This window comes from Hymenobacter telluris (genome assembly GCF_017313265.1).
Taxonomy (GTDB): Bacteria; Bacteroidota; Bacteroidia; order Cytophagales; family Hymenobacteraceae; genus Hymenobacter; species Hymenobacter telluris.
On the sequence record NZ_JAFLQZ010000036.1, the window covers coordinates 1 to 12087 of the forward strand.

The following is a 12087-nucleotide window of genomic DNA, read 5'->3' on the forward strand; positions in this document are numbered from 1 at the left end:
TAAACCTGCACCACGGCCTCGGCGACGGGTACCACATGGGCTTGTTCCTGGAGGCTTTTCAGCAGCTGCTGGGGGTGGCCTCACCCCCCGGCCCCCTCTCCTAAGGGAGAGGGGGAGCCAGCCGAGGCAGCGCAGCCATTTCGGCTTACGCCTGCATGACTGCTACCTCGAATTGCAGTGGTGTTGAGGAGAAATAAATTGGGCGGCTGTCCGGTAGCTGTTGCGGAGGCGAGAGCCGCAGCGGCTGCGCTACCGACGTTGGGCTCCCCCTCTCCCTTAGGAGAGGGGGCCGGGGGGTGAGGCCCCTAGCAAACCAGTTCCTCATACAACCGCGCCAGTGTGTCGGTGGGGTCTTGGCAGAGGCCGGGGTGTACGGGGGAGGTTTGCACGATGGTACTGCGGGTGGAGGTCAGCCAGCGGAACCGGGAGGCTACGGCCAACTGCCCGATGACGCCTCCCTCCTTGCGGCCGGCGCAAATCCGCTCGAAGGCATGCAGCCGCTCATGCAGCTCTGGCAGGTCGAGGCCGGGGGCCAGGGCAAGGAGGCGCGCTTCGTTTAGCTGGAACCGGGTTTGCAGGAACCCCTGGCTGGCGCAGTACAGAATCACGCCGACGTTCAGAAATTCTTCGCGCTCCACCTTGGGCATGACGCGAATCACGGCGTACTCAAATAAGTGCTTTTCTGGCATCCTGTGCGGCATTAACAAAGATTTCAGACGCCGCAAGGCGGGTCTCCAGAAACTGAACGTACATCTGGCGGTGCTCTTCCGCCGTGGGAAAAGGCGAGTCGCCGGTTAGCCATTCATCGGGTATCAGGGTCACAATATTGCGGATGACCTCCGGCGTGAGGATGGCGCGGTACTCCGCATCAACGGCGACCAGCTCACTGGCCTGGGGCAGCAGCACGTGGTCTTTCACCTGCGCGAATGGGCGGCGGGCCTGCTCGGTCACATCGGGCCAGGCGTGGTGGAAATAGAAGGCTGCGCCGTGGTCGATGAGCCACAACTCCTTGTGCCACATCAGCATATTGGTGTTGCGCGGCGTGCGGTCCACGTTGGTGATGAGGCAGTCCAGCCATACGATTTGCGAGGCCAGCCGGGGCTCCACGGTGGTCACCAGCGCATCGAACGTAATGGAGCCCGACAGGTAGTGCAAGGCCAGGTTCAGTCCTTCGCTGGCCCGCAGCAAATCCTGAATTTCCTCGTCGGGCTCGGTGCGGCCGAAGGCTTCGTCGAGGGTGACAAACACGATTTCCGGTACCCGCAAACCCAACGCCCGCGCCAGCTCGCCAGCCAGCAGCTCGGCAATCAGGGCCTTGGCACCCTGGCCCGCACCCCGGAATTTGAGCACGTACAGAAAGTCGTCTTCGGCCTCTACCAGCCCCGGCAACGAGCCGCCCTCGCGCAACGGTTTCACATACCGCGTCACCTCCACGGTGCGCAGCTCAGGTGGACTATAGTTCATAGCGCGAAATTCAACATTTATTTTTCTTACTAGCGTCTGTGTCAGTGCCAATACACAATGCTTCTTAGGTCGTCATGCTGAGCTTGCCGAAGCATCTCTACCGCTTGGTTGTAACGGCTCAAGCGAAGCGGTAGAGATGCTTCGGCAAGCTCAGCATGACGTTTTATTTGTCTGACAGTTGCACAACTTTAGCGCGGAACGGATTTCCTGTGGCTTCCGCGCTACATTCCTACCGGCGGCCGGGGCCGTAGAGCACCTGGCCGGCGCGGCGCTTGGTGTGCTGGCCGTTGCGCACGGTGAGCTGGCCGTTGACCAGCACGTAGCGCATGCCTACGCTGTATTGATGCGGTTGGGTGAAAGTGGAGCGCTCGGCCACTTCCTGGGGGTCAAACACCACGAGGTCGGCGGCGAGGCCGGGGCGGAGCAGGCCCCGGTCGGTGAGGCCGAAGGTTTGGGCCGGCAGCGAGGTCATGCGGCGCACGGCTTCTTCGAGGCTGATAACGTGCAACTCACGCACGTAGTGGCCCAGTACGCGGGCATTGGAGCCGTAGCCACGCGGGTGCGGCACACCCTCCTGCCACACCCGGATGCTGGCGTCGGAAGCTAGCATATTGAACGGGTAGCGCATAATCTGCTGCACATCGAACTCGCTCATGCCGTGGAACACCATGCCGGCATCGTGCTGCAACACCAGGTCCAGGATAGTAGCGGCTTCGGCGCGGGCGTTGTGCGGGCGGCCCCGGCGCTGGTTGATGGCTTCGAGGCTGAGGCCGTTGTAGCTGGGGTCGGGTGGGAAGCTGGCCACTACGGCGTAGCTGAAGTGGCGCAGTTTCCGCTTGCGCAGACGGGCTACCAAAAACGCTTCCACGGACTTGCGCACCGCCGGGCGGGCTAGGCGTACCCGCAGTGAGTCGCGGCCGTCGGCTTGCACGTTGTCGGGGAGCAGGGTGCTGAGTAAGGTGGAGCTGGCGGTGTAGGGATACTGGTCGATGGTGACTTCCTGGCCGTTCTGGCGGGCGGTTTCTATTAGGTTCAGTAGGTCGGCGGCGTGGCCCCAGTTGGCCTGCCCACCCAGCTTTAGGTGCGAAATTTCCACGGGCAAACCCGCCTCCCGGCCCACCAACAGCGCCTCCTGAATGGCTTGCCGCACACTGTCGCTCTCGTTGCGCATGTGGGTGGCGTAGAGGCCCCGGTAACGCGCCGCCACCCGCGCCAGGCGCACCAATTCGGGCGTGCGGGTGTAGGTACCCGGCACGTATATCAGCCCCGACGATATACCCACGGCCCCGGCCTGCATGCTCTGCTCCACTAGGGTTTCCATCTGGCCTAACTCCGCCTCCGTAGGTGTGCGGTTGGCGCGGCCCATTACCTCCTTGCGCACCGTGCCGTGGCCCACCAACGAGGCCACATTTACGGATAGGTGCAGGCTGTCGAGGAAAGCGAAGTAGCGCCGTAAATCGGGCCGGGAGGAACCGCAGTTGCCGGTAATAACGGTAGTTACGCCGTCGTAGAGGAAGTTGTCGGCGGTAGGCTGCTTGACTTCGTCGTCTTCGATATGCGTATGCACGTCGATGAAGCCAGGCGCTACAACCAGGCCGCGGGCATCGAGCACGGTATCAGCAGGATAATCCTTAGGCAGCCTCCCGACGGCCAGAATTTTACCGGCCCGCACGGCCACGTCGGCGTAAAACCAGGCGTTACCGGTACCGTCCAGCACCCGCCCGTTGCGAATCAGCAGGTCGGCACGCGGCGGCTGTGCCGGGGCAGGCTTGGGGAATAGCGCAACGGTTAGAAGAAGGAGAATTGCGCGCCACATAGGTTAACTTGTTACGTCCCAGGCGGGGAACCTCGCCCCCTAGCTCCCTCTCCAAAAGAGAGGGAGAACTAGCTTTAGATACTAGATTCTAATGTGCTGGCTATACAGCTGAAGATTTCGATTTAGAGCTAGAAAAAGACACTAAAGCTAGTTCCCCCTCTCTTTTGGAGAGGGGGCTAGGGGGTGAGGTTCCCGTCGCCCTACGAACTGCACGACAGGGTGGCGCAGCCGGGCTTGGTACTGGCCCAGGCGGGGCGTTTGGCGGCCAGGTCGTCGTGTTCGGGCTGCTCGGCGTAGGGGGTTTTCAGCACGTCCATCAGGCGGTTCAGCACCGATACGTCGCCGGTTTCGGCGGCTTCAATGGCTTGCTGGGCGAGGTAGTTGCGCAATACGTACTTCGGGTTCACGCCAAGCATGTCATCCCGAACTGCTTCGGCGCCAACGGTTTCCTGGCGAAGGCGGGCGGCATAGCGGCCGAACCAGTGCTGCAAGGCCTCTTGCTCGGTGCCCAGTTCGGGATAGGAAGCGGCACTCCACAGCTCATCGAACAGCGGCTGTATGGCGTGGTCGGTGGCGCTTAGCAGACGATATGCCGCGTGTGAAAGCTGCCGGAAGAAGATGGTCATATCCACCTGGGTTTCGGCCAGGGCATCGGTCAGGCTGTCGAGGAGGGCGCGGTCCTCGTCTCCGTTTTGCGCAGTCAGGCCGAGCTTGCGGAGCATCATGTACTGCTGGGTTTCGGCCAGGGTGGTGCGGTACACGTCGAGGCCTTTGTTTAGCTCCTGCACGTCGGTGGTGACAAGCGGCGTGAGGGTGCGGGCCAGTTGGAACAGGTTCCAGAGGGCCACGTTGGTCTGCTGCCCGAAAGCGTAACGGCGGCTACCGAAGTCGGTGGTGTTGGGTGTCCAGTCGGGGTCGTAGGGTTCCAGCCAGCCGTAGGGGCCGTAGTCGATGGTGAGGCCGAGGATGGACATGTTGTCGGTGTTCATCACGCCGTGCACGAAGCCCACGCTCATCCAATGCGCCACCATAACGGCCGTGCGGCGGCTTACTTCCTCGAACCAACGCAGATACACTTCCGGACTTGGCGCGCCCAACTCGGGGTAATACTGCCGGATTATGTAGTCGGCGAGGGTGCGCAGGTTGTCGATTTCGCCCAGGGAAGTCAGGATTTGGAAGCTCCCGAACCGCACGAACGTGGGCGCCACGCGGGCCACAATAGCGCCGGGCTCAGGCCGGGCGTTGCCGTCGTAGAACATGTCGCGCACCACTTCGTCGCCGGTAGCTACTAGGCTCAGCGCCCGGGTGGTGGGCACGCCCAGGTAGTGCATGGCTTCCGAGCACAGAAACTCCCGCAGCGAGGACCGCAACACGGCCCTACCATCGGCCCGGCGCGAATACGGCGTAGGCCCCGCCCCTTTCAGCTGGATTTCCCAGTTGCTGCCATCGGTGGCTTTCACCTCCCCCAACGAAATAGCCCGCCCATCACCGAGCTGGCCGGCCCAGTTACCGAACTGGTGGCCGCCGTAGCGCGCCGCAAACGGCTTCATGCTGTCCGTCACGAGGTTGCCGGCCAGGGCATCCACGGCCGGGCCGCGCTCCGACGGACAACTCAGGCCCAGGTAGGCGGCCAGGTCGTCGGCCCAGGCCAGCAGGTGCGGGTCGCGCACGGGCGTTGGGTCGATGCGGGAGTAGTGGTAGCCGGGTACTTGGCGCGGCAGCTTGTTGGGGGCCACCTCGCCGCGCAGCTCGTCTACCAGGGAATTATGAAACGTGACCTGATCGACAGGCGCTATAGAAAGAGTCGGGGACGACATGAGCAAGCAAGTAGTACGTACAGAGCTAGTAAACCGGTGGCAGGCCGAGTCGGTTCAGCAGACTATCAGCAAACGAAATGTAGCGCGGAAATCCGTTCCGCGACGAGCAACGCGAGTTCCCACGCGCCTGCAACGTCAGCACGCGCTTGCTACTCGCTCCGCTCGTCGCGGAACGGATTTCCGCGCTACACTCGGGCCTACTTGATTTTCACCCGGTACAGGCGGAACGGGTACTGCACCCGGTCCTGGCCGTTGTTCCACTTGGGGGTCCGCTCAATTTGGGCGGCGGTGAGGTAGAGGTAGCCATCCGGGCCGAGGCCGAACGAGTCGGGCCAGAGCAGGCGGTTGTCCTTCACTACAGTTTCCAGGCGGCCGGCGGGCGTGACGCGGCGCACGGCGTGGTTGGGCGAATCGGTGAGGTAGACGTTGCCGGCGGCATCGGCAATCATGCCGTGCGAGATGCCCGTTTCGCCCACTTCTTCTACGCGGGCCGCTACTTCGGTGGGCGTGAGGGCCGCGTTGCGCAGGGCGTCGGTGGGGATGCGGTAGAGCTTGGTTTGGTTGATGGCCCGGTAGTAGAGGTATCGGAAATCGTGGGTAAGCGCAATGCCGTTGACGTTGCTGCTGAAGGGCTTACCGTTCTTGTCTTTCACTTCCTTGCCATCAATGCGCAGCACAAAACCGGGGGCGGCGGCCGTAGATTTGTGGCCTTGCAGTACGATGCGGCTCTTGCCGGAACGCAAATCCAGCACTACCAGCCCGGCCAGCTTGGGGTCGGAGAGGTAGGCCACTTGGCTACGTGTATCCACCCGCACGTCGTTCAGGCCCGACCGTTCGCGGGGCAAGTCCTCGAACCGGTAGATGCGCTCCACTTGGTTGGTGGCAAGGTTGATTTTCAAGAGCTTGATGCCGGTAAGTACCGGGGCTTCGTCGGCGGGGTTGGCGGGGTCGAGCACCCACAGCGCGTTGGTCTGGTCCACGAACAGGGCCTGCACATTCACGAAACGGGCGGCAGCGCGGGTGGAGTCCCACTGGTTCCACTCGGCATTGGGGTACGGCACCCGCTTGCCGTTCACGAGTTCGGCGAGGCCAAAATCATAGTCGGTGGGGCGCTTGGGAAACGTGACGAAGATGCGCCCCTGCTGCGACACGGCCACGCCAATGGGCTGATGCCGCCCAAATTCGGCCACTTCTTCCAGAGGCGTTTGCGAGGGTTGAGCAGCGGCGGGAAGGGAAGTCAAGGCGAGCAGGAACAAGTAGATGAAGTATTTCACAGCGGGCAGTTAAAAAGGAAGTAGCGCGCAGCCGTTGCTTCGCGTATCGTTGAACGTCGTCGAAGGTTCACGTGTCAGCAACAACACACGAAGCAACAGCTGCGCGCTACTTCCTACGGCCGACTTTCATCAGGGTTAACGGCGCGGGTTGCAACCTTCCCTCCCACCCTTGGGTAGACCCTACAGCCACACCTTGCCACCTATGCGCCATCTGTTTCTTTGCCTGTTTGCCTCTGTAAGCGTTTTCGCCGCCTCGGCGCAGTCTCCCACCACCCGCTTCACCACCACGGGCCGCATCATCCGGCAGGCCCCGGCCCTCGACCAGCTGCTGGCGCCCGATGCTGAAATTGAAATTGTAGCGGCCGGAATCGGGCACGCCGAAGGCCCGGTGTGGGTATCCGACAGCAGCATGCTGCTCTTTACCGACGCGCCCACCCGCACCGTGTACCGCTGGCAGGCCACGGGCGGCCTGAGCAAGTTCCTGGAGCACACCGGCTACTCCGGCCGCATGCCCTACGGCAAAGAGCCCGGCTCGAACGGGCTGGCGCTAGATGGCCGCGGCAACCTGCTCATTTGTGACCACGGCGACCGGCGGCTGGCCTCGCTGCCCCTGGCCGGCAAATTCGGCAAGCGCACCCTCACCGACAACTTCCAGGGCAAGCGCTACAACAGTCCCAACGACGTGGTACTCAACCCTACTACACGCCACATCTACTTCACCGACCCACCCTACGGCCTGCCCCAGCAAGCCCAGGATGCCAGCCGTGAGCTACCCACCGGCACCGTGTACCGCCTCGCCCCCGATGGCAAAATCACCCAAGAAATCAGCGACCTGACCACCGCCAACGGCCTCGCCTTCAGCCCCGACAACCGCACGCTCTACGTGTCGCAGTCCGACTCGCTGAAACCCGTCATTATGGCTTACGACGTGCGTCCGAACGGCCAGCTCGGCAAAGGCCGCGTGTTTTTTGATATGAGCAAGCTGGCCCGCCCCCGCTACAAGGAAATGCCCGACGGGTTGAAGACGGACCGCAACGGCAACGTGTGGGCCTCAGGCTTTGGCGGCGTGGTGGTGCTGTCGGCGCAGGGGCAGCACCTGGGCACGATTGATACCGGCGAGGTGGTAACCAACTGCGCCTTCGGCGACGATGGGCGCACGCTCTACATTGCCTCGGGCAGCTTTCTGTGCCGGGTCAAGACCCTGGTGCAGGGCTTCTAATACTGCTCCGACAATGGGTTGCGCCATAGTTGAGCTTTCTATCGTATGTAAAAGCTAACCTTTCTCGTTTTCCGCAAGTACGCTATTGCGTGGCAAGGCCCGGTTGGCTTTGCATTCAGTTGCTCGTTATCCATGCTTATTACAACCTCTTTACCGGATTATCAACAGGTGTTTCGGGTGCTGCCCGGCAACCACTTGCTGCTGACCCCGAAAGGCAAAGTGGTAGACTGTTCGGCTGGTTTCGCGCAACTAGCGGGCCAGCCGCTCTCGGAAATAGCGGGCCGCAACAGCTGGCACGTATGGCCAGCCACGCCCAACAACACCAAGCCTATAGCCGCCGTGCTGGCGCAGGTACAAGAAACCCGGCAGCCCGGCACGCTGCTGCTACCCAACCAGCGCCTGACCTACACCCCAGTTTTAAGTGAAGGCGACGAGCTGCGCTACATTGTGCAGTCAATTGAGCACTTGGCAACTCCCGCTCCGGCAGCGGCGACTGTGCCGGCTACCAATCAGCCGCCGGGCGCGGCCACGGAAACGGCGCTGCACCAAGCCCTGGCCGATGCTGATGCGCAACGTGCTCGGCTGCAAAGCTTATTCATGCAGGCGCCGGCCGCCATTGCCGTTCTGCATGGTCCGGAGCACGTTTTCACGTTGGCCAACCAGGGGTATCAGGAGTTGGTGGGGGCGCGGCCGTTGCTGGGCAAAACCATCCGGGAAGGGCTGCCGGAGCTGGAAGGGCAGGTTTTTTACAACTTGCTCGACCAAGTGTACCGCACCGGCGAAACCTTCTACGGCAACGAAATGGTGGCCCACCTCGACCGGCAAAACAACGGCCAGTCGGCACCCTACTATTTCAACTTCATCTACCAAGCCATCCGCGACGCGGCGGGTGCGGTGGAAGGCGTGCTTGTCTTTGCCTTCGACATGACCGAATCGGTGCTGAGCCGCAAACAGGTGGAGCAGAGCGAAAACGAGCTACAACACGCCAACGAAGAACTAGCCACCCTCAACGAAGAGCTACAAACCGCCAACGAAGAATTTCACGCCAGCAACTCCGAGCTACTCAGCACCCAAGATCAGCTGAAGGCGCTCAATCTGGAGCTGGAAGAGCGGGTGCGGCGGCGTACCCGGGCGCAGGATTTGGCGCAGCAGGAAGTGGAGCGCCAGCGGCTTCGGCTGGAACGGTTTTTCATGCAGGTGCCAGCCGCCATCTGCGTTTTTGATGGGCCCGACTTTGTTTTCGAGCTCACCAATCCGGCTTACCAGCAGATGTTTCCGGGGCGCCCAATGCTGGGTAAGCCGCTGCTGGAAGTCATGCCCACCATCAAGGATTACCCGGCCTGGCGCACCCTGCAAGAGGTGTACGCAACGGGCGTCACCCACGAAGAAAAGAGCATCCCGATTCCGATTGCACGCACGGAAGGCGGCCCGCTGGAAGAGGCGTACTTCAACTACACCCAGCAGGCTCGGTTCGATGCCCAGGGCAAGATTGATGGCGTGCTGGTATTCGCCTACGAAGTAACCGACCAGGTACGCGCCCGGCAGCGGGAACAGCAAACGGCCCGCGCCTTCGAAACCATGACCAACGCCATTCCGCACCAGGTGTGGACCAGCACCGCCCGCGGCGACATGGACTATTACAACCAGCAGTGGTACGCTTACACGGGCAGCACCTTCGAGCAGGCCAGCGGCCAGGGCTGGCAGCAGTTCTGCCACCCCGACGACCTGCCCCGGCAACAAACGCAATGGGCAGAGGCCGTTCGGGAAGGCCGGCCGTACCAAGTGGAAGCCCGGCTCCGCAGCCAACAAGGCAATTACCGGTGGTTTCTGATTCGGGCCCAACCGTTTCGTAACGAGCAAGGCAAGATTACCAAGTGGTTTGGGGCCAACACCGACATTCACGAGCAGAAACACTTGGAACAGAAGCTCGTGGAAAGCGAGCAATACTTCCGCCTGATGGCCGACCGGGCCCCAGTGATGATTTGGGTAACCGGCCCCGACGGACATTGCCTGTACCTCAACCAGCAGTGGTACGACTACACCGGCCAGCAGGAAGCCGAGGCCTTGGGTTTCGGCTGGACTAATGCCATTCACCCCGCCGAAGCCGAGCAAGCCGGCGCCGCCTTCCGCGACGCCAACGCCCGCCGGGTGCCCTACAACATGGTTTTTCGGTTGAAAACCAAGCAGGGCACTTACCGCTGGGTGGTGGACGCCGGCCTACCGAAATTCGACAGCAACGGCGAGTTTGAGGGGTTTGTGGGCTCGGTAGTGGACATTCATGAGCGCAAAATGGCCGAGCAAGCTTTGCGCCTGGCCAGCCAGAAGCTGGCTACTACCAACAAGGAGCTGCGCGCTGCCAACCAGCAAAGCCAGCAAGCCAACGCCGACCTGGCCGAAACCAACGAACAACTCACCCGCATCAACCAGGACCTCGACAACTTCGTGTACACGGCCTCCCACGACCTGCGCCAGCCGGTGAACAATCTGGCCGGCGTGTTCGAGGAGCTAAAGCGCAGCGCCACCTTCCACGACCCCGAAGCCGAGCAGCTTATTGAAATGTTTGAGGGCGCGCTTCACCAGATTCATAGCACCATTCAGGGGCTGGCTGAGGTGGTGCACGTAGAGCGCCGCAACGAGCAGTTTACGCCCGAAGCAGTGGAACTGCTGCCGCTTACCAACGGCGTTATCCAAAGCATCCAAAGCCAGGCAACCGCCTTGCAGGCCGAGTTTCAGCTGGATTTCAGCGCGGTTCCCACCATCTGCTTTGCCCGCCTCAACCTGCAAAGCATTCTGTACAACCTGCTCAGCAACGCCCTCAAATACGCCCACCCCGACCGGCCGCCGGTGGTACGCGTAGCCACCGAGCTACTACCCGACGGCTCGCCCGTGCTGCTGGTGCAAGACAACGGCCTGGGCCTGGACTTGGCACGCTACGGCAACGACCTGTTCAAGATGTTCCGCCGCTTCCATGACCACGTAACCGGCTCGGGCATGGGCCTGTACCTCGTCAACCGCATTGTGCAGCAGGCTGGCGGCCGCATTGAGGTGGACAGCACGTTGGGCGTGGGCACCACGTTCCGCATCTACCCCAGAGAGCAACAGCGTAATGAAGTAGTGGAGTAGCGGCGTGAGTTGGCAGTGGGGCAGAAATTTTGGTATAGCAGGCTAAATTCCGAGTTATTTGCCTTGCCATTAGGCCCATCCCAACCAACTACCCGCTGTCCACATGCTTCCGCCCCGTTCTCTCTCCCGTCTGATTAGCGTTGCGTATGGTTGGCGCGGCCTGCTGGTGGGCCTGCTGCTCGGCCTGCCCCAAGCGGGTTTTGCGCAGGACGACCGGGGTTACAAAGTATATCAGTTTCCGGCCCACATGATTCCGCGCATTGATGGGCAGACCGACGACTGGGCCAGCTTCCCGAGCGAGTACGTGGTGGGCACCAACCAGCTCTGGGACGACTCCAAACGCTACCCCGCCCCCGACCCCGCCAACCTGGATGTGCAGGTGCGCGTGGCGTGGGTGAAAGGTTTGAACCGGCTGTATTTTCTGTATGAGGCCTACGACAACTACTGGGACTTTTCCCTGCCGGGCCTGCACAACGACACGTTCGAGCTGGTGGTTGATGGCGACCTGTCGGGGGGGCCGCTCATTGCCGAGCAGCACCCCAACCAGGAGCTGCCGCTGATGGAACGGTACTTCGCCTTCCACGGCGTGCACGCCCAGAACTACCACATTTTCACGCCGGCCGTGGGCAAAGACTGGTGCCTGGCCTGGGGCAGCCAGCCCTGGATCAAGCAGTTGCCTTATTCTAACATTGCCTATTCCTACCAGTTCAAACCGGGCGAGCCGGGCAAGCTGGTGGCCGAATTCTGGATTACGCCCTTCGACTACGCCGGCGCCGAAGGCCCGGCGCGCGCCGTGGAATCGGTGCTGAGTGACTTCAAGAAAATCGGGCTGACCTGGGCCGTCATCGACTACGACGACGTGAAAGACGAAACCAAGAAAGGCTTCTGGAACCTGTCGAAACAGCACAAGATGTACGGCAACTCCAGCCTTGGCACCGTGTTTACGCTTATGCCGCTGGAGCCTAAGTACCAGCCCAAACTCCAGGCCCAATGGTCGTTTTTGGTGACCGATATGGCCAAGCGCCAGGTAACGTTCCGCGACGAAAGCCAGGGCACCATCAAGAAGTGGCACTGGGACTTCGGCGACGGTACCACGTCCACGGAGCCCAGCCCGGTGCACCGCTACCAGGACGCCGGCAAATACATTGTGGTGCTCACTGTAGATGGCCCGGCGGGCAGTTCCCGCATGGCCAAGGTGTGGGATGTAGCCGTTAAGTGAAGCACAACCGTTGGCCTCTCGTCTTTTGAGAGCCGGATTAAAATCCAACTCAGGATGGGTAATTTGCTACCTTATAGCCTTAGAACGTGTTTGGGAATTAGGGTAGCAAAAAAGAAAACGAGCCAGTAAACAGTAAGCGGAGTTCCTAGGCTCCG

8 protein-coding genes are annotated in these 12087 nt (G+C 61.6%); 3 read left to right on the forward strand and 5 right to left on the reverse strand.

Annotation, left to right across the window (positions count from 1 at the left end):
* Positions 1-305 precede the first annotated feature (305 nt).
* The 5 genes from J0X19_RS24460 to J0X19_RS24480 form a co-directional block, all read right to left on the reverse strand.
* Positions 306-689: a DUF3037 domain-containing protein gene (locus J0X19_RS24460; protein ID WP_206987045.1), complete on the reverse strand. Its 384-nt coding sequence runs from the start codon at positions 687-689 to the stop codon at positions 306-308.
* Complete coding sequence (locus J0X19_RS24465; RefSeq protein WP_206987046.1) at positions 667-1464, reverse strand: HipA family kinase; 798 nt, start codon at positions 1462-1464, stop codon at positions 667-669. The genes J0X19_RS24460 and J0X19_RS24465 overlap by 23 nt, the downstream gene beginning before the upstream one ends.
* A gap of 229 nt (positions 1465-1693) precedes the next feature.
* Entirely contained in the window at positions 1694-3280 is a 1587-nt protein-coding gene (locus J0X19_RS24470; RefSeq protein ID WP_206987047.1) for an N-acyl-D-amino-acid deacylase family protein, read from the reverse strand.
* Positions 3281-3480: 200 nt separating this feature from the next.
* A complete protein-coding gene (locus J0X19_RS24475) occupies positions 3481-5097 on the reverse strand; it encodes a protein adenylyltransferase SelO (protein ID WP_206987048.1) in 1617 nt (538 codons plus the stop codon).
* A gap of 197 nt (positions 5098-5294) precedes the next feature.
* Positions 5295-6371 (reverse strand): SMP-30/gluconolactonase/LRE family protein, encoded by a 1077-nt coding sequence (locus tag J0X19_RS24480; protein WP_317194814.1) that lies wholly within the window; start codon positions 6369-6371, stop codon positions 5295-5297.
* A 202-nt stretch (positions 6372-6573) separates the two neighbouring features.
* Here J0X19_RS24480 and J0X19_RS24485 point away from each other — a divergent pair, with 202 nt between their 5' ends.
* The 3 genes from J0X19_RS24485 (at position 6574) to J0X19_RS24495 (ending at position 11932) form a co-directional block, all read left to right on the forward strand.
* The gene (locus J0X19_RS24485) at positions 6574-7590 is read left to right on the forward strand and encodes an SMP-30/gluconolactonase/LRE family protein (protein WP_206987049.1); all 1017 of its coding nucleotides are present in this window, start codon (positions 6574-6576) and stop codon (positions 7588-7590) included.
* Between the two features lie 132 nt (positions 7591-7722).
* The gene (locus tag J0X19_RS24490) at positions 7723-10713 is read left to right on the forward strand and encodes a PAS domain S-box protein (RefSeq protein ID WP_206987050.1); all 2991 of its coding nucleotides are present in this window, start codon (positions 7723-7725) and stop codon (positions 10711-10713) included.
* Between the two features lie 103 nt (positions 10714-10816).
* Positions 10817-11932, forward strand: a complete 1116-nt coding sequence (locus J0X19_RS24495; protein ID WP_206987051.1) for a PKD domain-containing protein — start codon at positions 10817-10819, stop codon at positions 11930-11932.
* The last annotated feature ends 155 nt before the right edge of the window (positions 11933-12087 follow it).

Coding starts and splice junctions, on each gene's coding strand:
- J0X19_RS24460 (WP_206987045.1), bottom strand. CDS start 689: ATGCCAGAAAAGCACTTATTTGAGTACGCCGTGATTCGCGTCATGCCC.
- J0X19_RS24465 (WP_206987046.1), bottom strand. CDS start 1,464: ATGAACTATAGTCCACCTGAGCTGCGCACCGTGGAGGTGACGCGGTAT.
- J0X19_RS24470 (WP_206987047.1), bottom strand. CDS start 3,280: ATGTGGCGCGCAATTCTCCTTCTTCTAACCGTTGCGCTATTCCCCAAG.
- J0X19_RS24475 (WP_206987048.1), bottom strand. CDS start 5,097: ATGTCGTCCCCGACTCTTTCTATAGCGCCTGTCGATCAGGTCACGTTT.
- J0X19_RS24485 (WP_206987049.1), top strand. CDS start 6,574: ATGCGCCATCTGTTTCTTTGCCTGTTTGCCTCTGTAAGCGTTTTCGCC.
- J0X19_RS24490 (WP_206987050.1), top strand. CDS start 7,723: ATGCTTATTACAACCTCTTTACCGGATTATCAACAGGTGTTTCGGGTG.
- J0X19_RS24495 (WP_206987051.1), top strand. CDS start 10,817: ATGCTTCCGCCCCGTTCTCTCTCCCGTCTGATTAGCGTTGCGTATGGT.